We start from the raw sequence: 24,324 nt of genomic DNA, 5'->3' as shown, positions 1-24,324 counted from the left end.
CCTTACAGCAAGAGTTCCGCAATTTGTACTGCGTTGGTAGCAGCACCTTTACGTATTTGATCCCCAACAACCCACATATTAATTCCCTGAGCGATTGAGAAATCTTTACGCAGACGTCCAACATAAACTTCGTCAGTATCAGCGCTAAACCAAGGCATTGGATAACGATCACTCTTAGGATCATCATCAACAATCACTCCGGGTGCTTTACTTAAAACCTCTCTGATTTCAGGAACGCTGACCGGTCGTTCAGTTTCAACATTGATGGATTCCGAATGACTGCGGAAAACGGGCACCCGGACCGTCGTCGCTGTAATGGCCATGTTCGGAGCGTGGAAAATCTTCTGGGTCTCTTTGACCATCTTCCACTCTTCCTTGGTATAGTCGCCTTCTTGGAATACATCAATGCGAGGAATCAGATTAAAGGCAATTTGATAGGGAAACACTGCGGGAGTCATATCATCTCCTTTAGCCCAGGCTTTAACCTCAGCTTCCAGTTCTTCAATCCCCTCGCGCCCGGCTCCGGACACCGCTTGATAAGTAGAGACAACAACCCGCCGGATTCCGGCTAAATCAAAAATCGGTTTGAGAGCAACAGCCATAATAATGGTCGAACAGTTTGGATTCGCGATAATCCCTTTGTGCCCATGGACATCTTCAGGGTTTACTTCCGGCACGATTAAAGGCACCTCCGGATCAAGCCGAAAAGCACTGCTGTTGTCGATAACTACGGCTCCGCTTTCCACGGCAGAACGAGCGTATTCTGTGCTGGCGGAACCTCCCGCAAAAAGTGCAATGTCGATGCCCTTAAAGCTTTCGTGCGTTGTCTCCTGGACTTCTAATTCACGGCCTTGCCAGAAAATTCGTTTCCCTGCGGAACGTTTGGTCGCCAACAACCTAAGTTCCTCAATCGGAAACCTGCGCTCGGCAAGGATTTTCAAAAATTCCTGCCCGACTGCACCCGTGGCGCCAACAATTGCTACATTTGACATTCTATTATTCCTCCTTAGTAAGTATGGGCTCATCAGGGTGGTGCCTTGCATTTAGCAAGGCACCAGAACACAAATTTCACGTAACACTAATTATCGATAATCCCAAAGTACCGGCTGGATTTGTTTCCCTTCAATAGCCATGAGAATCGTTTCCGGTACTTTATCCATATGGGCAACTAAGGAATTGGCTTTAGCCGCCGGATTATCCTGACCAAAAGGCACTAAATAGATATTTTTGGTAATGAGCAATGTCCCGATATTGCGAGCGTTCAGGCCTAATCCGTCATTTGTCGAAATAGCTAATACCACCGGACTTTGATTGCGCAAATGGGATTTTGCCGCCATGAGCGCCGGAGAATCCGTAATACCGTTGGCCAACTTAGCTAAAGTGTTCCCCGTACAGGGGGCTATGACTACACAGTCAAACATCTTCTTGGGCCCTATCGGCTCCGCATCGGGAATTGTATGAATTGGTTCTTTCTGAGTGATTTCCTGGAATTGATGCTTCCAGTCTTCCGCTTTACCAAAACGAGTGTCCATAGTATCCACGGAATAGGAGATTATCGGTGTCACACTCGCGCCTTCATCCACCAAACGTTTCATAACTTTTACAACTTCGTGTAACATACAGTGTGATCCTGTAAGAGCAAATCCAATTTTTAACCCGTCAAACTGCATCCCTTCGCACCTCCACGTTTAAGACTGAACGTTGGCAATCATGGTGGTCAAGTGACGAAGAATAAGTTGCGGATAAATTTGAGCAAGAATTCTGCCGGCCGATTTAGGAGCTACAATACCAGGGAGACCCGGAGCAAGGATAGCTTTGATACCCAGTAATTGGGCGAACTCAAAATCTGTTCCTCCGGGAATAGAGGCTAAATCTACGATAACCGCGTCCCTTGCCACCTTTTCCAACATCACTCGATCTAAAATAAGATGAGGGACCGTGTTGAAGATAATTTCCGCACGCCCGATCTCTTCTTCCAGGTCTGAGAAATGTACGGTTCTAAATCCCATTTCAACAGCACGGGCTAAATCTTGAGGTTTGCGGGCAACTCCTGTCACATGAGCACCAATCCCCTGCAGCATTCTTGCAACCGACCAGCCGGTGCGCCCTAAGCCCAAAACAAAACTTTCACTTCCGTGAATCGTGATGTTCGTGGCCTCCATAGCCATTTGAATAGCTCCTTCTGCTGAAGGAATAGAATTAAGAATAGCAAGTTCATCAAGATATATCGTTTCTACCAACTGGATTCCCATTTTTTCTGTCGCCGACTTCAAGGCTGGACGCGCAAAACCGATAATCAGAGGAACACGCGTTGGAATTGCCTGAAGTACTTCTTTATTAAGCACAATAGGAGAAGCCGAGTATTTGGCTTTAACCGCCCCACGTTCATCGGTGCCGAACATCGGAAATAGCAACACATCCACTTGCCCAACCGCGTCAAGAAGAGATTGTACAAGTGTCACCCCCGGAATGGGTGAAGCATTTTCGAAGCCGACCCCGACTATGTAGGCCCCCTGTTTTTGAAGTTCGGGAATCAAATAAAGTTCCCGTTCATCCCCCCCGATCACAGCTACGCGAATTCCTTTCAGACCCGCACTCATCTTTATGCCCCCTTTGAGACAGTGTCCCATTGACTACTATCCATTATATGAGGAAAGAAGAGCAGCGGTTACGCGTAATGATTACCTAATCGAGGAAATTCTCCAGTCCAACTACCAAGTCAGTTAGGCCAGTGGCCTTGCGTATCGCCAGCATAACTCCCGGCATATAGGTTTCCCTTGTATAAGCATCGTGCCGGATTGTTAAGGCTTGTCCTAATCCTCCAAATAAAACCTCCTGGTGGGCAATCAAGCCCGGCAGGCGTACAGAGTGAATGTGAATCCCGCCGACATCCGCACCGCGGGCTCCGGGTAATTTCTCATATTCATTGGGATGTCCCTGGACCATGGGAGGACGAACTTCGGAAATCAATTCGGCAGTTTTTAAGGCAGTTCCGGAAGGAGCATCCAGTTTTTGGTCATGGTGCAGCTCTATAATATCTACATTAGGGAAATATTTGGCTGCTTCCCTGGCAAATCTCATCATCAAAAGAGCGCCAATCGAGAAATTCGGAGCGATAAAGGCCCCGACCCGCTCTTTGAGAGCCAAAGTTCGGATCTCCTCTAATTCAGCTTCATCCAATCCTGTCGTGCCAACCACAGGAACCACCCCGGCAATAATTGCTGTCTTGGCATTTTTTAAGACAGATTGCGGATTCGTAAAATCCACTAAAACATCCGCTCTTGATGTTTGCAAATCCTTAACTTCCAGGGGGCCTGAAATATCTACACCCACTCGCGGAAGGCCTACGACAAATCCAACGTCCATCCCCTGATGTCGTGTATCTGAAGCTCCGACCAGACTAAAATCGTCTTCTTTTAAAAGCGACCGTATCACTTCCTGACCCATTTTCCCACTCGCCCCAGCTACAAAAACTCGGATTTTTTTCAAAGGAAACCCCTCCTGCGATAATAAGGCAAAACCCCGTTGCCAACGCAGTGCGGGGTTAAAGCTTTTCCCTTCATTTTATTGGGTATCCCGTTTTCTGTCAAATTAAATATCAACGGTTTCTCTCGGTCTTCTCGTGCAAATCAATAATAATTACCTCTGAACCCACTTTTCTAATAGTTTGCCAGGGAATTACCAATAGATCGCGGTCCCGATCTCCTTTCGAACTCCAAAACCCTGAGAAACCGCCACGAGAGCCTAGAATGATCGATTCAACTTCTCCATTTGCAGAAATATCCAGATCCGCATCCCCCACCAGACCCAATTTTGCCCCATCATGTAAATTAATGATTTCTTTCCCGGCCAAATCACTCAACAACATTTGTTCACCTCCCCGATTTTCGTAATTTTAGCCAGACCCTCAAGCCAAAAGGCTGCAAAATAGCTAATAGTAAGGAAAGGACTGCCAGCGGCTCAACGAAAAACACCGAATCAGTCCACCAATTCTCCGGGATTTTCAAAAATGAGAAGAGCAGTTCCAGAGATAGATAAATCCCACCTGCCGTACCAACTAATTGACTCAAGGCTGTTGCCAATTGGTTGGAGGGCGGATGTGACCGCCACATCAACATAAACTTTCGCTCACGTACTGAAAGAACAACGCCTATCACTAAAAGCACAACTCCAAAGGCTTGCTGCATGGTCATTCCTCCTCATGGGGATTGTATGATTAGGCTGCGACCTCTAGAACACGAAAACGAAAGATTGTTTTACCGCTAAAAGAAGAAACAGGGCTACAGTTAAACAAGAGACAAGCGCCTTGTTTCCTGAAAAAGGAAGTCAAAGACCTGTCTCTTGTTTAAGGTATTACTGTTAAATTCCCGTCGAGCCGAATCCGCCCGTCCCTCGAAGAGTTTCCCCGAGTTCTGAGACCTCCTCTAAAAGCGCATGAAATATCGGCATAAAAACCATTTGGGCAATCCGATCTCCTGAGTTTATAGTGACCGGCAATAGGCCATGGTTTTGCATCAACACCTGAATTTCTCCCCGGTAATCAGCATCGATCACCCCAACGCCATTTGTTAAGCCAACACCGGAACGGCTTGCCAAACCACTTCTTGCAAAAATTAAAGCCACAATATGCTGATCCGGCAGTTCAATAGCAATGCCCGTGGGAATTTTGACATGTTCACCAGGATGCACAACAATCTTTTCTTGGATACAAGCATACAAATCCACGCCGGCAGAGGCCGGGGTAGCATAAGCAGGAATCAGGGAATGGTGTGATATCTTTTTAACCTTTACAGTAATCGAATCATTCATTTGAATCCCCACCCAGGCAGATAATTAATTGAGACGAACTCATCTAATCATCCCACCCTGTCTTGTTCAACAGCTCCTTGAATACAACTTCATGTCCCGACGGACCTAAGGTCATAATGCTGATTTTATCCTTCTGCCAAAGGCGCCCGATTACCCGAATGACATCGTCCAGGGTCACTTTTTCAAGCTTTTCCACAACCTCTTCCGGGGAAAGCACCCGGTTATAGGTTAATTCCGTCTTTCCTAAGCGGCTCATCCGGCTGCTCACCGATTCCAGACCTAAATACAACCCACCTTTGATTTGAGCTTGTGTTCTCTCCAGCTCCTCTGCCGTAATGCCATTTCTCTGAATACTCTTTACCTCTTTGAGGATGCATTCAATAACTTCTTCGGTATTATTGGGACTCGTTCCTGCATAAATGGCAAATAATCCCGTGTCCACATAAGTCGAGTGATAAGAATAAACGGAATAAGCAAGTCCGCGTTGCTCCCTGATCTCCTGAAATAAACGGGAACTCAGCCCACCGCCTAAAACATTGTTAAAAATGTGCATGGCATGGATATCCTCATCGTCCTGTCCTAAACCAGGGACACCTATGAGAATATGCATCTGTTCCGTATCCTTCTTTTGGTAACGTTCTACTTGATGCCCTACAGGTGTTTCTTCTAAGACTCTTCGGCCTCCTCTTTTAAAAGAGCCAAACTGAGAGGAAAGCTTGGCTACAACATCCTCATGTTTTACTTTACCCGCCACGGAAATCACCACATTATCCGGAGCATAATGCTGGGAAAGAAATGTCATGATTTTCTCCCGGGTTAAGGCCCTGATACTTTCCTCAGTCCCTAAAATAGGTTTCCCCAAGGGGTGATCATTCCAGATGAGTTCGGAAAAGATATCATGAATCAGTTCATCCGGTGAGTCCTCATACATTTTGATTTCTTCGATAACAACATTCTTTTCCTTTTCAATTTCTTTTTCATCAAAAAGTGAGCAGAAAAACATATCGCTTAAAACATCTAGAGCCAGATCAAAGTCTTCATCAAGGATTTTGGCATAATAACAAGTGTACTCTTTAGTCGTAAAAGCATTGAGTTGTCCCCCGACTGCCTCCAGAGACTCCGCCAGAGCACGTGCATTTCTATGTTCGGTACCTTTAAAAAACATGTGCTCCATGAAATGTGAGATTCCTTCGTATCCTGCCTGCTCATCCCGAGATCCGGCTCCCACCCAAATTCCGATCGCCGCCGACCGCACATGGTCAATTTCTTCTGTAATAATCCTGACTCCATTAGGCAATACCATTTTCTGATACAATCAATTCACTCCTTATTTTCCAAAAGGAAAGAAACTTATCAACGAACGGTTTTTTGCTGCCTCGCGTTCACTTAACAAGGGAACACTGCCCAGCCTTTGTTCACCTAGCCAAACTTCCCATCGTCCCAACCTCTCTCCTGCTCTTATAGGAAGATCTCCAGTCTTTTCCCATACAATACGGGTTTGGAGTTTCAAATGTTCAGCTTTAGGAATGCTAACTTCTACCGGTGACTCAGTAAAAACTTTTATAGGGTCCTTAGATTCAGTAAACTCTGCGATCGTCTGTCCGGCATTGGCCAGACGCACGGTTTCGGTATTTTCAAAACCCCACTCCAATAATTTCTTAGCATCTCCGAAGCGATCCGGGGCATTGAGTACGACAACTAAAAGTTGGCGTCCGTCTTTAGTCGCAGAAGCAACAAGACATTTTCCCGCAGCAGTCGTCGTCCCGGTTTTGACACCGTCTGCGTAGGGGTAATTCCAAAGCAGCTTGTTGGTGTTGCGCAAATCCATCATGACATCAGGCTCCAGGAAATGAATTTCAGTTTCCTTTTGCCGGGTAATCGAAGCAAACTGAGGTATGGACAAGCCATGACGGGCAATAAGCGCCAAATCATAGGCCGTAGAGTAGTGATCTTTATTAGGCAGACCATTGGTATTTTCAAAATGAGTGTTTTGGGCACCTAAGGCTAAGGCTTTATCATTCATTAATTGAACAAACTGCTCCTCGTTGCCGGCGATTTGCTCGGCAATAGCGACACAGGCATCATTTCCAGACTTAACGAGAGCGCCCGTAATTAATTCATAAAGATTGATTTTCTCTCCCGGATCAAGATGCAGCGTTGCTTCACCAACATTTGCGGCTTTGGGGCTGACGGTAACTACTTCGTCTGAGCTCCCGAGTTCCAAACCTAAAATCGCAGTCATGATTTTCGTGGTACTGGCAGGTGGGCGGCGTTTATTCGCCTGTTTGCCAAAAAGAACATCTCCTGTCTCCACATCCATCAGCACAGCGGCATCCGCGCTGATTTTACCCGGTCCCAGTTTTGTGTCCGCCGCTTGAGGTTTGGGCGCGGGCTTAGCAGGTTTGGCAGGACGCTTCGCTCGGGAAGCTTTAGCCGGTTGAGCCGACTTAACTGCTTGGCTTGATTTAGCTGCGTATACGGGTCTTGCCCCCAAAGAAGCAGAACATGCGATACAAAGAAAGACGCAGCACCAAGCACGCGTCCACTTTTTACTGATCATCAAACCACCTCAACTTTATGTTTATCGTGAGGTAGTATCTCCGATCTGATCAAATGTTATTAGTGCGTCGAGAGTTTGAAAGGCAAATCCCTCTCGAGTCAGTTGATTAAGAATAACAGGCAACGCCTTAACCGTATTTAGTTTAGGATGCATTAAAACAATGGCGCCATTTTTTTGGGGCTTAATGCCAAATCTTACGGCCGGATTGACGACTCGTTGGGCAATGATCTCCGGTGTGCTATCAGGGCGCCAATCCACTGTATCCAAGGTCCATAAAACCGTTTGATAACCTAAAAGATCTGCGGCTTTTAAACCGGAAGCTCCTCTTTCACCATAAGGCGGTGCATAAAAATGTGTTTTCTGTCCAATAATTCCCTGGATAATACTCTCAGTCTTCTTGATTTCTTCCTGATTTGCACCCACGGTTAAATGGTCCGGATGGGGATGGGAATAGCCGTGGTTTTCAATCTCATGCCCCCGGCCAGCTATTTGTTTCAATAGTTCCGGATTTTTCTTGGCCCACCGACCCGTAACAAAAAAAGTTGCCCGCGCCTGACCCTTATCCAAGGCATCAAGGATTGCCGGAATATATTCCTCACCCCAATCCACATTAATGGTCAGGGCTATAACTTTTTCATCCGTATTGATCTGTTCCATGGGCTTAGAAACCGGAGAACCTGAACTTACCATCCAGCGCTGGAATAGAAAGCCCGCAAGCAACAGAAAGAAAATCCCGCCTAACGAGAGTATTCGTCGCGAGATTTTTAAATTAATAAACATTCGCTTCCCCCCCTCCTAACCTTATGCTTGGAGGGGGACCCACAGACTGGTCATTCCAAAAAATTATTATCTATATTTAAATTCTGCCTTTATTTTTTCCGCGCACCGGCCATAGCTTCCTTGCGGGAAAGGTTTAAACGTCCCTGTTTGTCAATGGCCGTAGCCTTAACCATTATTTCGTCTCCAACTTTAACCACATCCTCAACCTTTTCAACCCGTTCCTGAGAAAGTTGAGAAATATGCACCAGCCCTTCTTTGCCACTAAGGCCTAAGACGCCCGGGATAACTTCCACAAATGCCCCAAAATCCATAACCCGAGTTACTTTTCCTTGGTATATCTTTCCGATCTCTACCTCCTGAGTCAAAGCCTGAATAATTTTCAAAGCTTGATCCCCGCCTTCTCCATCCATTGAAGAGATAAAAACGCGGCCATCATCTTCTATATCAATCTTAACTCCCGTCTCGTCGATAATCTTCTTAATCGTTTTTCCCCCTGGTCCAATAACATCACGGATTTTGTCCGGATGAATCGAGGCCGTGATAATCCTTGGTGCATAAGCCGAAAGCTGAGGACGTGGTTTATCAAGAACAGCCAGCATCTTATCGAGGATAAAAAGGCGGCCGGCTTTCGCCTGAGTTAATCCTTGAGAGAGAACCTCACGGGAAACCCCTTTGATCTTGATATCCATTTGCAGGGCAGTGACCCCTTTGCTGGTACCGGCCACTTTAAAATCCATATCCCCAAAATGATCTTCTAATCCTTGAATGTCTGTGAGAACCGCAAAATTGTCCCCCTCTTTGATCAGGCCCATGGCAATTCCGGCTACCGGCGCGGTAATCGGAACCCCTGCATCCATAAGCGAAAGCGTGCTGCCACAAACCGAGGCCATAGAACTTGAGCCATTGGATTCTAAAACTTCCGATACCAGGCGTATCGTGTAGGGAAATTCATTTTCGTCCGGCAACACGGGAAGAAGAGCTCTTTCCGCCAAGGCACCATGCCCAATTTCTCTGCGACCGGGTCCGCGCATAGGGCGAATTTCCCCCACACTGTATGGTGGGAAATTATAATGGTGTATGTATCGTTTCGAACGTTCCAGTCCCAGCCCGTCCAAAATCTGTTCATCACCCGCAGCTCCGAGAGTGGCTACTGTCAATACCTGAGTCTGGCCTCTGGTAAAAAGACCCGATCCATGAGTACGCGGCAAAAGCCCCACTTCAATGCTTAAGGGCCGTACTTCATTAATAGCCCGGCCATCTGGGCGGATGTGTTCGTCTGTAATTAACTTGCGGACGATCAAATGGACAGTATCCTCTAAAATCGCCTTTACAGCTTTCATATCCTCCGGGAATTCTTCCTCAAAATATTTTAAGGCATCTTCAACGACTTCATCAATGGCGCTTTCCCGGGCTTTTTTCTCTTCGACGCGAACAGCGGCATCTAATCTGTTGTAGGCATAAGCTTTTACAGCTTCTACAATTGCCTCGGGGATCTTAGCAAATTGCACTTCAAGTTTGTCCTTGGCCAAGCCAAGAGAGAAAGCTTCTTCTCGATATTCCGCAATGAACTTAGCAATCTTTTTGATTTCCGCATGTCCAAACATAATTGCTTCCAACATTAAGGGTTCCGGTACCTCTTGAGCACTTGCCTCCACCATCATCACAGCTTCTTCTGTTCCCGCCACAGTCAGCATCATCTGACTCTTGGCACTCTGATCAATGGTAGGATTAATGATGAACTCTTCTTCTACCAGTCCCACAGTAACAGCAGCAACAGGTCCCTCGAATGGAATATTTGAGACAGCCAGAGCGGCCGATGCAGCATTAATAGCCGTGATATCTGTTGCACAGTCTTGGTCCACAGACATGACCGTTGCCACCACTTGGACATCATTTCGAAACCCTTCGGGAAACAATGGCCGTATCGGACGATCTATTAAACGGGCTGACAAGGTGGCCTTTTCACTGGCTCTGCCTTCACGCTTAATGAATCCGCCTGGGATTTTGCCGGCAGCATACATGCGCTCTTCAAACTCGACCGTTAAGGGAAAAAAATCAATACCTTCCCTCGGCGTGGCACTGCAAGTAGCAAAAGCCGAAACCACCGTATCTCCGTAGCGCAGAAAAATCGCTCCGCCTGCCTGTTTGCCAATTTTTCCGGTTTGGAAAGTCATAGTTCTCCCGCCCACCGAGAGTGACTTCTCAAATACTTCCTGTTTCACAATGGAACCTCCTTAAAACTTTCGATCCTTCTTTATTCAACTTGTTTCCTCTTCGACATATTATTATTATTTCCTGCAAATTGCAAAAAAAACTCTCCTGAAGGCAAATATCCCTGATTATTCCTAATTACCATGAGAATCTTCATGAATTATTTTAAAAAAGCTTGGCAGCTACCGGAAAACACTGTCTTCATACCGGCTTGTTTTACTCCGGACAATTGTCTAGACGAAGTTATACTGCCGGCACTACAAAAAGAAGTGGATCTATTGATCCACTTCCAGCAGGACAGGCTATTATTTTCTCAGACCGAGAGCCGAAACAATATTACGATAGCGGTCAAAGTTGACATTCTTAAGGTAGTTCAGCAAAGCACGTCTGGAGCCAACCATTTTCAAAAGTCCGCGACGGGAATGATGGTCTTTTTTGTGAGTTTTAAAGTGTTCTGTTAAATAAGCAATACGTTCTGTCAACAGAGCAATTTGCACTTCCGGCGACCCGGTATCCCCCTCGTGCTGAGCATGTTTTTGAATAATTTCTTGTTTTCTTTCAGGTGTCATCATGTCGGTTTTCCTCCAAATTTAATATTCCCAACTGCCCAGCTTAACGTTGGAGCTTCGTGCAAGCCGAGTCAGCGGGTTCCAGTAGGTTCTAAATCAGTATACACGGTAAAAATCCTTTTGTAAAGTTGCCGGAAATCTATCTTAGCTGAGCTTTAAGCAGAGTCTCAGCTTTTATTGTATCCATTTTTAATTGCTGCAAAAGCTCGTTAACATCGTTGAATTTACGCTCATCCCGCAAACGCTCTCCTATATGAACCGTTAGCTCACGGCCATACAAATCACCTGTAAACTCAAAAAAATGCACTTCAATACTCGTTCCGTACATATCGTGGAATGTTGGCTTCATGCCAATGTTCATCATTCCCTCAACACGTCGACCATCAATGTTCGACCAAACGGCATACACACCACGTTTAGGAATTAAAATATCCTCCTGAAGAAGAATATTTGCCGTCGGATAGCCCAATAGCCGCCCCCGCTCTTCGCCATGAATCACCGACCCGCTTAAGCTTGGCGAGCGTCCAAGCAAAGAGCTGGCTAAAGGAATATCTCCCTGCAGAAGTGCTTTGCGAATACTGCTTGAAGAAATAACCCGCCCGCCGATCATTTGGGCTTGAAGAACACTCACGCCAAATCCATGCTGTTTTCCTAAAGACTGAATAAGCTCAGGATTTCCCCTGCCGTGGGCACCAAAAGAATAGTTGAAGCCTACGACGACACGCACTACCCCTAAGGGAATAAGAATCTTTTCTACAAACTCCTCCGGCGAGGTATTGGCCATTTCACGAGTAAAAGGGATAAGAAAAACAGTATCTACCCCAATTTCCTCAAAATAACGCAAGCGTTCTTGTGTCGTTGAAAGCAGCTCTATGCCTCGCTCAGGATACAATACTTTTAAAGGGTGTGGTTCAAAAATCAAAACACTGAGCCCTACCCCTAAACGTTCAGCTTGTCTCAATCCATGCTCAAGCAAGCGGCGATGTCCAAGGTGCACTCCATCAAAATTTCCTAATGCCAACACACAAGGTTCTTTATTTGTTGGCAAATTTGTTTTAACTTGCACGGATTTGACCTCCTAAATTATCCTATAACCTTATGCGGATAGAGAGAATCCTCCCGCCAAGCCCCAATTCCGATCAGCTCTTCCCCTTCAAGCACCTGAACGTATGGGGCGGCGGAAGCCTGTTCCGAGGTTTGGACCAATTCCCTCCTGGTAGATAGCCCATGTCGAAAAGCCTGGGCCCGAGCAGCGGATAAATAGGCCCTGGGAAGATCAATTCCAGCTGTCAGCGGCAAAAGGAAAGGGTACGTTGACCTCAGGACCGCTTCCTCCATCTCTTCGAGTGTCCAACTGTCCTGAATCTCAAAGGGACCGGAACGAACACGCAACAAATAAGACATGAAAGCGCCGCAACCTAAAACTTGCCCCAGGTCATGGCTTAAGGTTCGAATATAAGTTCCTTTGGAACATTCGATATATAAAAGTGCCCTGGGAAACTCTTCTCCATACCATTGTCTGAGTTCAATCTTGTAAATAGATATTTCCCGCGACGCCCGCTCAACGGCAATTCCTTGACGGGCATATTCATATAAATGCCTGCCGTCTTGGCGTACTGCCGAGAACATCGGAGGGATTTGGGACACTCTGCCTGCAAACTTCATTAAGGCCTGCTCTACGTCCGCTTTGGCTATAGTAGGGCGTTTTTTCCGGATCGTTTCACCAAAGGAATCCTGAGTATCGGTCACAATTCCAAAGGTCACTTCGGCAAGATAGGCCTTGCCCTGCTCAGTAATATATTCGGCCAAACGGGTCCCTCTTCCCACACAAAGAGGCAATACTCCAACGACTCCGGGGTCCAGCGTGCCGGTGTGGCCGATCTTTTTCGTTTTAAGAATTTTACGCATCCAAAGGACAACATCCGAAGAGGTCATTCCCGGCGGCTTAAGAACGTTAATGATCCCGTCCAATCTCCAACCCCTCCTCAATCGCTTGGCAGACGCCTTGTTTGGCCTCGGCCAAGGAAACATTCAGGGTGCATCCTGCGGCACGCTTATGCCCGCCACCACCGAACTGAGCAGCAATCTCGTTGACGTTCAGCCATAGGTTGGAACGAAGACCAATTTTTATTTCTTGAGGCCCCACTTCTTTGAGCAGAACAGCCACTTCAACTCCTTGGATGCTCCGGGCGTGATTGACTAAGCCCTCACTCAGTTCCTGTTGGGCGCCACTTTTCTGGAAATCCTCCAGCGTTAAACTCATGACTGCCAACCGCCCCCCGGCACGAAGTTCCAAAGTGTTCAAAGCTGCCTGCAGCAGCTTAACCTGGGCAAGCGGTTTCTGATCAAAGATATTGTGATGAATGAGTGCTAAATTAAGCCCCACCTCAATCAGCTCCGCCGTCAGGCGATGGGTGTTTGCCGTCGTATTGCTGTACTGGAAACACCCTGAATCTGTCACAATAGCAGTATAAAGGTTTGTAGCTATATCACGGTTGATTGTAACCCCCAACTGGTTGATGAGACTCAGAACTATTTCCGCACAAGCACTTGCCTGATCATCCACCCAATTAAAGTGGCCAAACCGTTGATTGGAAATATGATGGTCTATATTGACAACAATACTATCTCGCAAATAATCAGGCGTTAGGGATACACGCCGCAAATCCGTACAATCAACAAAAACTAACGTTTGAGGTTTAGGCTGGGGTAAAACTTGTTGGACCCGTTCAGCCCCCGGCAAAAATGTCAACCCTGCCGGTACAGGATCAGGGTTAAAAAAAGTAACCGTCTTTCCCAGGGATTCCAACGCCAGTCCAATTGCCAGCATCGACCCCAGGCAATCACCATCCGGTGAGACATGGGAGAAAAGCGCCACCGATGGCGCTTTTCTCAGGATCGCTATAATTTCAGCCGTTAACGAATGTTCATTCATGTGATTCATCCTTGTCCAAATCATCTGAGGCACCAACATCACGCAGCAGCTTTGCTATATGGGCGCCATGTTGAATAGAAGGATCGTTGACAAAAACAATGGCAGGCGTATGCCGCAAACGTATGCGCTTTCCGATTTCGCTTCTGATAAAACCTGCTGCTCTGTTAAGGGTATCCAAAGATGCTTTGGCATCCTCTTCACTGCCCATAACACTAACATAAACTTTGGCATGGGCTAAATCGTTGGCTACATCCACACTTGTCACGGTCACAAAACCAATGCGAGGATCTTTCAGCTCTACCAAAATCAGTTGGGAAATTTCTTCTTTAAGCGTTTCCGCCAAGCGGTTAGGGCGATGTTTTGACATAGGTATCCCTCCTGGGATTACTATAATGTTCGTTGTACCTCTTCCAAGGCAAAGGCTTCAATAATGTCTCCCTCTTTGAGGTCATTGTATTTCTCGATACCAATTCCACATTCGAAACCCTCAAGGACTTCTTTAACGTCATCTTTAAAGCGCCGCAGAGATTCCATTTCACCTTCATGAATCACGATGCCATCTCTAATGACGCGAACTTTCGCCGAACGGGGGATTTTCCCTTCCGTAACCATACATCCGCCCACCGTACCCGCTTTAGGAACTTTAAAGACTTGACGGACTTCCGCTTTACCGAGAACGACTTCTTTGAAGGTTGGATCTAAAAGGCCCGTCATGGCCGCTTTTACATCCTCGATGGCATCATAGATAACGCGATAAAACCGCAAGTCAACGCCCTCAAGGTCGGCTGTTGCCTTCATGTTGGAATCGGCGCGGACATTAAAGCCAATAATGATAGCGTTTGAGGCGGAGGCCAGCATGATGTCATTTTCATTGATCGCACCGACGCCACCGTGAATCGGATTCACACGCACCTCATCTGTGGAGAGCCGCAGTAAGGATTGCCGCAGTGCTTCCACCGACCCCTGAACATCTGCCTTAATAATAATATTCAGCTCTTTGATTTCTCCCTCTTTGATCTTGTCAAAAAGGTCTTCCAAACTCACCTTGCCAACGGTACGCTTTGATTCTTCCACTTTGCGCACCGCAGTCCGTGCAGAAGTAATTTGACGGGCTAATTTCTCATCCGAGACGACAGAAAATGGCTCTCCGGCCTCAGGTACTTCCGACAACCCCTGGATTTCAACGGGCATAGCGGGACCGGCTTTTTTAACACGCCGTCCTTTGTCATCCACCATAGCCCGAATCCGGCCAAAAGCACAGCCCGCTACGGCAACATCCCCAACATTGAGCGTTCCCTTGGAAACAAGCACTGTGGCAATAGGTCCTTTTCCTTTGTCCAATTCGGCTTCGATAACCGTTCCCGCTGCAGGACGGTTAGGATTAGCCTTAAGATCCCGAACCTCCGCTACAAGGAGAATCATCTCCAGGAGCTGTTCTATATTCACTTTCGATTTTGCAGACACGGGAACGGCAATCGTATCTCCGCCCCATTCTTCAACGACCAAACCATATTCTGTCAATTCTTGCTTTACTTTTTCCGGCGTGGCATTTTCCTTGTCAATTTTGTTAATAGCCACAATAATCGGAACCTCGGCCGCTTTCGCATGATTAATCGCTTCAACGGTTTGAGGCATAACTCCGTCATCGGCCGCAACAACTAAGACAGCGATATCTGTGACTTGAGCTCCCCGGGCACGCATGGCTGTGAATGCTTCGTGACCAGGCGTATCCAAAAAGGTTATCTTCTGACCCTTAATCTCTACCTGATAAGCCCCGATATGCTGAGTAATTCCCCCTGCTTCAGAGCTCGTAACATTCGTTGTGCGAATAGCATCCAATAATGACGTTTTCCCATGGTCAACATGACCCATTACCGTGACCACAGGGGGTCGGAAAGAGAGATCCTGCGGATCATCTTCAATCTCTTGAATGACCGCCAGCGACTTTTCGGCCTTAACCTCAACGCTAACTCCCATTTCGTTCGCCAAAATGGTCGCTGTTTCTGAATCGAGCTCTTGATTGATGGTAGCCATGACTCCCAAATTCATAAGATGTTTGATAAGTTCTCCCGCTTTACGGCTCATTTTAGCTGCCAGATCTTGAACGGAAATTGACTCTTGAATCACAATGTGTTTGGGAGTTGTATCCTTAACCTCTTTTTTAGGCGGCTTCTGAAAACGTTTATGCGAGGAACGTATGACATTTTCCCGTTCTTTTTCCATTTCACGCTTTCGTTCATAGGCTTTATCTTGAGCTTTCTTGCTGGCGGGAGTTTGTCGTTTTACTTGCTCGGCAATAGCTGGCGTTGGTGGAGCACTCGCGCCGGCTCGTGGCGCCATATTGGAACGGGGACCCTGCGACTGGCCTTGGTAGCCAGGGCGTGAGCCTTGGGGCTGACCCTGGTAGCCAGGGCGTGGGCCTTGAGATTGACCTTGGTAACCGGGACGCGGGCCTTGCGGCTGGCCTTGATAGCCGGGGCGTGGGCCTTGAGATTGTCCCTGATAACCGGGACGCGGGCCTTGCGGCTGGCCTTGATAGCCGGGGCGTGGGCCTTGGGACTGGCCCTGATAGCCAGGGCGCGGACCTTGAGATTGTCCCTGATAACCAGGACGCGGGCCTTGCGGTTGACCTTGGTAGCCAGGGCGCGGACCTTGGGGCTGCCCCTGGTAACCCGGGCGCGGGCCTTGCTGTTGCCCCTGATAGCCAGGGCGTGAGCCTTGGGGCTGCCCTTGGTATCCGGGTCGTGGGCCTTGTGGCTGCCCCTGACCCGGGTATCCTGGACGTTGCCCTTGAGCGCCTGGGCGCGGGCCTTGAGATTGTCCCTGTGACATAGGGCGTGAGCCTTGGGGTTGGCCTTGAGAAGCCGGTCTCGGAGTCTGAGATTGTCCCTGCACACCAGAGCGTGGACCTTGGGGCTGGCCTTGAGAAACCGGGCGTGGAGCTGGGGGCCGTCCTCCTGTACTTAAACGAGGGCCTTGGGGACGTCCTTCTATTCCCTGACGAGCTTCCGGAGTCCGTCCTTCTTGACCATCTCCAGAGGTATTTGGCTTTATTTCTTCAGGATTTTTACGTTCAGAATGATCCAAATTTATCTCCTTTCCTTTCAGTTGATCCCTTAAACGATCTGCATCTTTTTGATCGACCGTACTCAAATGATTTTTAACATCCGTTCCCATAGCTAAGAGTCTTGTAATCACTTCTTTGCTGCTAAAATTTAATTCTTTTGCCAATTCATGAACACGAATACTCATTTAACCACCCCCACATATTCGGCTCCCCCATTACGCTCCAAGCATCAGCTCCTCGCTAGTAAAATAGCTTTTGCAAACCCTTGATCCAAGATAAGAACTGCTGAACGCGGCGAAAGTCCTATACAATGTCCTAACTCTTCCTTAGTTCCTGTAACAACCACTTGTAGCTTTAAATCCTTGGCCCAATGATCATACTTTTTTTGCGCTCCGGGAGCATCTTCAGCCAAGATAAGTAAATAACCCAACCTTTTCTTTAGCAGCGCCTCAACTTGAGCTTCCCCAGAGGCAACTTTTCCTGCCCGCCGCGCGAGTCCGATTAAAGACTGGATTCGAGAATTCACGGAGAAATCTTCCCTTCTAAATCTGTAAACACCTTAGGATCGACATCCACTTCGAAAGCTTTCCTGAATCGGCGTTCTTTCACCGCCGTCCGAAAACAGGTGAGATCAGAGCAAATGTATGCCCCACGTCCATTCCTCTTACCGGTTGGATCGAGTTCAACAGTGCCCTCCGGAGTTCTTACGATTCGCAAAAGCTCTTTCTTAGGTTTCATTTGTTGACACCCCAAACACATGCGCATAGGAATCTTCCGTGCTTTCATATCCTCACCCTTTCCCTTTCTTTTTCTTCTCCTTTGGCTTCTCTTTTTCGTTCACATTATCACTGGTCGCCCAATCTGAAATAGCATCCATTTCTTCATCAGGCAGCTGCTCCATCATTTCCTCATCATACTCATTCAAATCAGAAAACTGGCTGTCGTTACTACTGTAATTACCTGGCTTTTGACCATCCTCAACATATTCCTGTTCATCATATTCCTGATAATTATCAGTGTCACTAAACTCATCATAGTCTGAATACTCTTCGTATTCATCGAAATCCTCAAAATTTTCGTATCCTTCTTCCGAGCCTTCCGCAACCAGATTTAAAGCCACTGCTTGAGATTCGCTTTTAATATCAATCTTCCAGCCCGTGAGTTTAGCGGCCAAACGAGCATTCTGCCCTTCCTTGCCAATTGCCAGGGATAGCTGATAGTCGGGAACGACAACAACCGCGATCTTTTCATTCGTTTTCGGATAAACCCCCACTACTTTGGCGGGAGAAAGCGCATTAGCCACAAACTCATGAGGGTCTGTCGAATAATTTACAATATCGATTTTTTCCCCTTTTAACTCCGTAACGATAGTTTGAACTCTTGCTCCTTTGGGCCCGACACAAGCTCCTACAGGATCTACATTGTGATCACGGGAGTAGACGGCAATCTTGGAACGGGCGCCCGCCTCCCGGGAAACCCCTTTAATTTCCACAACTCCATCGTGAATTTCAGGTACTTCAAGTTCGAAGAGGCGCTTAATCAAACCCGGATGGGTCCGAGACAACATAATTTGAGGTCCCTTGGTGGTTTTTTTAACTTCTACAACATATGTTTTTATCCGCTCAAAGGATTGATAGACTTCACCGGGAATTTGTTCTTGAGCAGGAAGCACTGCCTCAACTTTACCTAAATCGACAATGACATTCTTCTGTTCGTAGCGTTGAACAACCCCCGTAACAATATCCCCTTCACGATTGACATATTCATCATAAATCATTCCTCGTTCGGCTTCTCTTATACGCTGTACAACAACCTGCTTGGCAGTTTGTGCGGCAATCCTGCCAAAGTCCCGAGGAGTTACTTCATATTCGACAATATCCTCAAGCTGATAGTTCGGATTAAGCTTCAAAGCATCTTCCAAACTAACTTGAGTTCGAGCATCTTCTACGTTTTCTACAATCGTTTTCCGAGCAAACACTTTAAATTCTCCGGTCAAGCGATCAATCAGAACCCGAACGTTTTGCAGTGAGCCGAAATTCTTTTTGTAGGCGGAAATAAGGGCTGCTTCAATTGCTTCGAATAAAATTTCCGCGGAGATTCCCCGTCCTTTTTCCAATTCGTGAAGAGCCTCGATGAAGTCCATATTCATTTTTCCATGTTCCTCCTTATTCTATTGTCCCTAACAACCTCTAAAGATCTAACGCTAGGTGAGCTTTCTTCGCCAAGGCACGCGGAATTGAAACCCGATTTTCCTCATGTTCTAAGACAATCTCATCATTTACCAAACCCACAAGACTTCCGGTAAATTCATTATATCCTTGAAACAGGGACGTTGTGTGAACCGTGACCAACTTTCCCTGAAAACGAACGAAATCCTCGTCTTTCTTTAGGGGGCGCTCCAGGCCTGGAGACGATACTTCCAACATGTAGGCCTGGGGAATAGGGTTTTTTTCATCGAGCATGTTACTTACAGCATGGCTCACCTCGGCACAATCATCCATATCCACCCCTCCTTCTTTATCAATAAAGAGGCGTAAATACCAATGGGCACCTTCCTTTATGTACTCAACATCCACTAATTCAAGCCCTTTTTCTTTAACGTAAGGCTCAACCAGCGAACTAATTTGTTGTTCTAATGCATTACTCATGACATTCGCCCCTTTTCATTCGAGAAATAAAGAAAACTTAACCGACGTGCAGAGACACTGTCTGCGCACGGGTTAGCGTATAAAAAATCTTCTCCGTATATTCTAACGAAGATGTTCGCGAGTTATACTTAGCCAAGATTTGAACAAACGAAGGAGCGGGCTAGTACCCACTCCTTTCCAGCAATCACTACAAATTTCCTTATATTAATATAGCATATCCCCAGAACATCTGCAACCGTAGAAACTTCTTTAATTCGTGAATGGCGCCGTCTCCTTCTTAGGACGAAGAGTCAGCAAGGCAACAAGGAATCCACAAGCCATAATCAGCGCAGCAACCAGGAACGTATTATGTATCCCAATTGCAATATTCCCAGGGTATACTTTAGCAATTGATTTCGAACCGGTAAAGTAATAAAATATGGCGCCAATAACCGCGGCTCCGGTCGTTTGTCCAATCGTGCGCGAAAGATTAAGCAGACCTGATGCTAAACCGCGCTGTTCAGGCTTAGCTAAGGAAATGATAGCAGCATTATTCGGGGTTTGGAAGAAGGCAAGACTTCCGTTAAACAAAAAGTAAAGTACGGCAAAGCGCACTGCGCTTGAGAATAAGCTCAGGCTGGACATCATAAACGCTCCGATTCCCAGAGCCAGTATTCCTAAAATCATGACCCAAGGATTGCCAAAGCGTTTAGCTACTTTCCCGGCAAGAGGCGTAAAAATAGCGCACCCGACCGGTCCGGTCGTCATTAACAGTCCTGCCGTCGCTGTCGTAAAGCCCTCGGCCTGCTGAAGATAGAACGGCAGAATGATTACTGCTCCCGTCATAACCGTGTAAATCAATACACTTATGATAAGACTCGAACTAAACACGATGTTTTTAAACATATTCGGGTTGATCAGGGGAAAAGCCAGCCTTTTTTCTAAAAAAACAAATGCCGCTATTCCTAAAATCGTCAGAAGGGCAAGCAGCGTGACGTGTGGACTGAATCCTTGATCTTCGGCTAAAGTAACGCTAAGAACATAACAAATAAGGGTGGCAATTAAAATCATCATTCCCCCAATATCGACCTTTTGAACTTTTTCCGAAACGGCTATTTCCGGAAACTTTCTGACCAAAAGCAACGCAACAAGTCCAATGGGAATATTAAAATAAAAGACAGCTCTCCAGCTAAAGAGACTTATCAATATTCCTCCAACAGATGGTCCCAGGGCAAAACCTATCGGAAGCATCGATGTGAGAACTGCCATGCTCTGGATAAGTTTCTCCCGGGGAATTAAATCCCCCGCAATGGCGAAAGACAAGGCCATCAAAATTGAGCCTCCAATCCCCTGAAGAGCGCGAAAGATAATAAGCTCGTAAATAGATGTCGATACACCGCACAACAAAGAAGCCGCCGTGAAAATTATTATTCCCCAGGCGAAAATCGATTTTTTCCCAAAAATATCCCCTATTCGTCCTATCCCAACAATTAGCGAAGTGACCGCCAGAAGATAGCTGAGGGCAATCCATTGCAAACTGGCAAAACCGGCATTGAAGGCTTTAGATATGGTGGGTAAGCCAATATTTACAATATTTGTATCAATTGATGACATAAGCGTTGTAAGGGAAAGTACAAAAATCACTAAACTAAAACTAGATTTACCGGATTTTGCTTTTGTTGTATCCATTCTTCCATGTTCTCCTTACTTACCCCCAAAAAATTGCCGCTCAAATGGGGCTCGAACCTCTCATAGTATAAAATAGTTAAGAGATGACCAAAAGGGCCACCTCTCAACTATATTTGTCATGGCAGCAAGCCCGCCCTATCTCCTGTGCTTTATTCCAATAGCTTCTACAGAGAGATTTAAGAAATTTAACCTGCACTGTTAAACACAAGGTTGAGGTTAAGTTAAAATGATAAAGCTTTCTTTATAATCTCTTTAACCCGAGCGGCAGCCTCTTCGACAGGTACCAGCTTTGTTTCCCCGCCTTTACGTTCTTTGAGCTCTACTTGCCCATTAGCGAGAGTCTTGCTCCCAATGGTAATACGCAAGGGATATCCCACCAAATCGGCGTCTTTGAATTTTACACCGGCGCGTTCATCCCTGTCATCCAGAATTACTTCAACTCCAAGGTTCTGAAGTTCTTGATACAATCTTTCCGCAGTTTCAACGACTTGGGCATCTTTTGTACTGATTGGAACAAGAATGCAATGATATGGGGCAATCGGAATAGGCCAAGTGATTCCCAGGTCATCATAGTTTTGCTCGATGGCCGCTGCCATTGTGCGGCTGACACCAACCCCGTAGCACCCCATGACGCAGGGCTTTTCTATTCCGTTTTCGTCTAAAAAGGTTGCTCCAAGGGCTTTACTGTACTTGGTCCCCAGTTTAAAGACTTGACCCACTTCAATCCCGCGGGCTTCTTTAAGGGGGGTGCCGCAATTGGAACAGGCTTCCCCTGGAATGATCGTCCTTAAATCATAAACATGGTCGATGCGGAACTCCTTTTTGGGCATGATCCCTACAAGGTGGTAATTTTCTTTGTTGGCACCGCACACGGCATTTTCCATGAGAGCAACTTCCTGATCGGCAACGACCATTAACGTCTCGGGTGCCTCAACCGGACCGACGGAACCCGGTCCACAGCTTAACAACTGCTGAACCACTTCGGGTGACGCAAGCTGCAGAGAAACAAATCCACCCAGAGCGTTATTTAACTTGATCTCATTTAACTCCCTGTCTCCCCGAACAAGGACTAAGAAAACCTTATCATCCCCTTGGTAAAGCAGTGATTTCACCAACTGAGTCTTGGGCACTTTCAGGAAAGCCGCCGCTTCCTCAATGGTTTTTACACCGGGTGTATGAACTAACTGACGCGGAACCTCTGCATCCGCGCTCTCGATAACTTGGGGTTGGCACTCCGCTTTTTCTACATTAGCCGCATAGTGACAACTAGGGCAATAAACAACAGAGTTTTCGCCGGAATCTGCCAAAACCATGAATTCATGGGTGCCGCCGGTGCCGCCAATCGCTCCCGCATCCGCTTCAACAGGACGATAGGCCAAGCCGCAGCGTGAAAAGATCCGGCAATAGGCATCGTACATCTTTTTGTAGCTGATATCCAGCCCCGCTTCATCCCGGTCGAAGGAATACAGATCCTTCATGATGAATTCCCTGCCGCGCATCAGACCAAAGCGCGGCCGCCGCTCATCACGATATTTATTTTGGATCTGATAGAGCAGAAGCGGAAGTTGCTTGTAAGAACGGACTTCACCTCTGACAAGATCGGTAATAATTTCTTCATGGGTCGGCCCCAGGCAGAACTCTCTCTGATGGCGATCCTTTAAGCGAAACATCTCTTCACCGTAAACATCCCAGCGTCCGCTTTCCTGCCATAATTCCGCAGGCTGTACGATCGGCATAAGAACTTCTTGTCCGCCTTTAATGTCCATTTCTTCGCGAACAATTGTCTCAATCTTTTTCAGAACTCTCAAGCCCAAGGGTAAATAAGTGTATATTCCCGCGGCGGACTTTCGAATCAAACCGGCGCGAAGCATGAGCTGATGACTTATTATCTCGGCTTCAGCGGGAACCTCACGTAAGGTCGGATTTAATAGTTGACTAACGCGCATTCTGCCCATTCCTTTCTTTATGTAACAAAAGTTAATCTCCTGGTTTCTTGTGTGTCAGAACATAGTTCTCGATTTCTTGGAGTAGAGCCGGCAGCAACTCTTCTTCACTCAGATTGGCGACAATCTCTCCTTTGCGAAATAGAAGCCCCATTCCTTTGCCGCCGGCAATTCCGAAATCGGCCTCCCGGGCTTCTCCCGGACCATTCACCGCACAGCCCATAACGGCAACTTTTAAGGGTTTGTCCAAGGGAGGAAGTTGAGAAAGCCGTTGATCCACTTTTTCTGCCAAGGCAGCCAAGTCAACCTGAGTGCGCCCACAGGTCGGGCAACTAATCAGATCAACACTTCGCTCCCTTAGGCCCAGAACACGCAGGATCTCTAAGGCGACGGGAATCTCATGGACTGGATTACCTGTTAAAGATACCCGGATCGTATCTCCGATTCCTTCGGAAAGTAAAGCGCCGATCCCGACTGCCGACCTGACAACACCTGAGCGAAGCGTTCCCGCTTCAGTGACACCTAAATGTAAGGGATAATCGACGCACTCCGACATCTGCCGATAGGCTTGCACCATTAGGGGCACGGCAGACGCTTTTAAGGAAACCTTAATTTTGTCGTACCCCTCGTCTTCTAACAGGCGAATATGCCCCAAAGCGCTCTCAACCATTCCGGCGGCCGTTGGTCCTCCGTATTTAGCCAAAAATTCCTTCTCCAGCGATCCCGCATTGACCCCAATGCGGATGGGAATCTGTCGTTCTTTCACCGCCTTCACGACCTCTTGGACCTTCCAGCGGGCTCCAATGTTCCCGGGATTCAGGCGCAGGCCATGAATCCCTTGTTCCACGGCGCGAAGGGCGAGACGATAATCAAAATGAATATCCGCAATAACCGGAAGGGGGCTGGAAGCCGCAATTGCCTTTAAGGCATCAGCCGCATCCATATCCAAAACTGCCAGACGCACAACTTCACAGCCGGCTGACGCTAAATCGTTGATCTGGACCAGAGTCTGCTCCACATCGCGGGTATCCGTATTGGTCATTGACTGCACAACGACAGGAGCTCCTCCTCCAATGACGACTGACCCCACATGAACAGGCTTTGTCTTCTTTCTTTGCAACATACAACCTCCTG

Annotated in this window: 24 protein-coding genes; all 24 read right to left on the bottom strand. The window is 47.1% G+C overall.

What is annotated here, in order from left to right; all coding sequences use genetic code 11:
* Positions 1–2 precede the first annotated feature (2 nt).
* A complete protein-coding gene (locus REC12_RS07215; RefSeq protein WP_308893213.1) occupies positions 3–992 on the bottom strand; it encodes an aspartate-semialdehyde dehydrogenase in 990 nt (329 codons plus the stop codon).
* A gap of 90 nt (positions 993–1,082) precedes the next feature.
* Positions 1,083–1,670 (bottom strand): dipicolinate synthase subunit B, encoded by a 588-nt coding sequence (locus REC12_RS07210; RefSeq protein ID WP_308893212.1) that lies wholly within the window; start codon positions 1,668–1,670, stop codon positions 1,083–1,085.
* Between the two features lie 18 nt (positions 1,671–1,688).
* Entirely contained in the window at positions 1,689–2,600 is a 912-nt protein-coding gene (dpsA, locus tag REC12_RS07205; protein ID WP_308893210.1) for a dipicolinate synthase subunit DpsA, read from the bottom strand.
* Positions 2,601–2,685: 85 nt separating this feature from the next.
* A complete protein-coding gene (gene dapB, locus REC12_RS07200; RefSeq protein ID WP_308893208.1) occupies positions 2,686–3,489 on the bottom strand; it encodes a 4-hydroxy-tetrahydrodipicolinate reductase in 804 nt (267 codons plus the stop codon).
* A 109-nt stretch (positions 3,490–3,598) separates the two neighbouring features.
* On the bottom strand, positions 3,599–3,868 hold the full coding sequence (locus REC12_RS07195; protein WP_308893207.1) for a YlmC/YmxH family sporulation protein: 270 nt from the start codon (positions 3,866–3,868) through the stop codon (positions 3,599–3,601).
* A gap of 4 nt (positions 3,869–3,872) precedes the next feature.
* Complete coding sequence (locus REC12_RS07190) at positions 3,873–4,187, bottom strand: hypothetical protein (protein WP_374214183.1); 315 nt, start codon at positions 4,185–4,187, stop codon at positions 3,873–3,875.
* A 172-nt stretch (positions 4,188–4,359) separates the two neighbouring features.
* The gene (gene dut, locus REC12_RS07185; protein ID WP_308893204.1) at positions 4,360–4,809 is read right to left on the bottom strand and encodes a dUTP diphosphatase; all 450 of its coding nucleotides are present in this window, start codon (positions 4,807–4,809) and stop codon (positions 4,360–4,362) included.
* A gap of 43 nt (positions 4,810–4,852) precedes the next feature.
* Positions 4,853–6,124 carry a M16 family metallopeptidase gene (locus REC12_RS07180; RefSeq protein ID WP_308893202.1) on the bottom strand — a complete coding sequence of 424 codons (1,272 nt, stop codon included), beginning with the start codon at positions 6,122–6,124 and terminating at the stop codon, positions 4,853–4,855.
* A 12-nt stretch (positions 6,125–6,136) separates the two neighbouring features.
* On the bottom strand, positions 6,137–7,369 hold the full coding sequence (locus REC12_RS07175) for a D-alanyl-D-alanine carboxypeptidase family protein (RefSeq protein WP_308893201.1): 1,233 nt from the start codon (positions 7,367–7,369) through the stop codon (positions 6,137–6,139).
* A gap of 21 nt (positions 7,370–7,390) precedes the next feature.
* Entirely contained in the window at positions 7,391–8,149 is a 759-nt protein-coding gene (locus REC12_RS07170; RefSeq protein WP_308893199.1) for a polysaccharide deacetylase family protein, read from the bottom strand.
* Between the two features lie 89 nt (positions 8,150–8,238).
* Positions 8,239–10,371: a polyribonucleotide nucleotidyltransferase gene (locus REC12_RS07165; protein WP_308893198.1), complete on the bottom strand. Its 2,133-nt coding sequence runs from the start codon at positions 10,369–10,371 to the stop codon at positions 8,239–8,241.
* Between the two features lie 294 nt (positions 10,372–10,665).
* Positions 10,666–10,932, bottom strand: coding sequence for a 30S ribosomal protein S15 (gene rpsO / locus REC12_RS07160; protein ID WP_308893197.1), 267 nt, complete (start codon positions 10,930–10,932; stop codon positions 10,666–10,668).
* 136 nt (positions 10,933–11,068) lie between these two features.
* A complete protein-coding gene (locus REC12_RS07155) occupies positions 11,069–11,995 on the bottom strand; it encodes a bifunctional riboflavin kinase/FAD synthetase (protein WP_308893196.1) in 927 nt (308 codons plus the stop codon).
* A gap of 17 nt (positions 11,996–12,012) precedes the next feature.
* Entirely contained in the window at positions 12,013–12,900 is an 888-nt protein-coding gene (gene truB, locus REC12_RS07150; RefSeq protein ID WP_308893195.1) for a tRNA pseudouridine(55) synthase TruB, read from the bottom strand.
* A complete protein-coding gene (locus REC12_RS07145) occupies positions 12,884–13,864 on the bottom strand; it encodes a DHH family phosphoesterase (protein ID WP_308893193.1) in 981 nt (326 codons plus the stop codon). The genes truB and REC12_RS07145 overlap by 17 nt, the downstream gene beginning before the upstream one ends.
* Positions 13,857–14,231, bottom strand: coding sequence for a 30S ribosome-binding factor RbfA (rbfA, locus tag REC12_RS07140; RefSeq protein WP_308893191.1), 375 nt, complete (start codon positions 14,229–14,231; stop codon positions 13,857–13,859). Before rbfA ends, REC12_RS07145 begins: the two co-directional genes overlap by 8 nt.
* A gap of 20 nt (positions 14,232–14,251) precedes the next feature.
* A complete protein-coding gene (gene infB, locus REC12_RS07135) occupies positions 14,252–17,116 on the bottom strand; it encodes a translation initiation factor IF-2 (RefSeq protein WP_308893190.1) in 2,865 nt (954 codons plus the stop codon).
* 44 nt (positions 17,117–17,160) lie between these two features.
* Positions 17,161–17,457 carry a L7Ae/L30e/S12e/Gadd45 family ribosomal protein gene (locus tag REC12_RS07130; RefSeq protein WP_308893188.1) on the bottom strand — a complete coding sequence of 99 codons (297 nt, stop codon included), beginning with the start codon at positions 17,455–17,457 and terminating at the stop codon, positions 17,161–17,163.
* Positions 17,454–17,717, bottom strand: coding sequence for an RNase P modulator RnpM (gene rnpM, locus REC12_RS07125; protein ID WP_308893187.1), 264 nt, complete (start codon positions 17,715–17,717; stop codon positions 17,454–17,456). Before rnpM ends, REC12_RS07130 begins: the two co-directional genes overlap by 4 nt.
* Before the next feature lie 4 nt (positions 17,718–17,721).
* On the bottom strand, positions 17,722–19,080 hold the full coding sequence (nusA, locus tag REC12_RS07120) for a transcription termination factor NusA (RefSeq protein WP_308893185.1): 1,359 nt from the start codon (positions 19,078–19,080) through the stop codon (positions 17,722–17,724).
* A gap of 40 nt (positions 19,081–19,120) precedes the next feature.
* The gene (gene rimP / locus REC12_RS07115) at positions 19,121–19,579 is read right to left on the bottom strand and encodes a ribosome maturation factor RimP (protein ID WP_308893183.1); all 459 of its coding nucleotides are present in this window, start codon (positions 19,577–19,579) and stop codon (positions 19,121–19,123) included.
* Between the two features lie 249 nt (positions 19,580–19,828).
* Positions 19,829–21,247, bottom strand: coding sequence for an MFS transporter (locus REC12_RS07110; protein WP_308893181.1), 1,419 nt, complete (start codon positions 21,245–21,247; stop codon positions 19,829–19,831).
* Between the two features lie 221 nt (positions 21,248–21,468).
* Positions 21,469–23,193 carry a proline--tRNA ligase gene (locus tag REC12_RS07105; RefSeq protein ID WP_308893180.1) on the bottom strand — a complete coding sequence of 575 codons (1,725 nt, stop codon included), beginning with the start codon at positions 23,191–23,193 and terminating at the stop codon, positions 21,469–21,471.
* A gap of 31 nt (positions 23,194–23,224) precedes the next feature.
* The gene (ispG, locus tag REC12_RS07100; protein ID WP_308893223.1) at positions 23,225–24,310 is read right to left on the bottom strand and encodes a flavodoxin-dependent (E)-4-hydroxy-3-methylbut-2-enyl-diphosphate synthase; all 1,086 of its coding nucleotides are present in this window, start codon (positions 24,308–24,310) and stop codon (positions 23,225–23,227) included.
* Between the last annotated feature and the right edge of the window lie 14 nt (positions 24,311–24,324).

Origin of the sequence: Candidatus Desulfosporosinus nitrosoreducens, from assembly GCF_030954495.1 — a bacterium.
In the GTDB taxonomy this organism is placed as follows: Bacteria; Bacillota; Desulfitobacteriia; order Desulfitobacteriales; family Desulfitobacteriaceae; genus Desulfosporosinus; species Desulfosporosinus nitrosoreducens.
The sequence above is the reverse complement of the archived record's forward strand: the minus strand, read 5'-3'. Positions and strand labels throughout refer to the sequence as shown.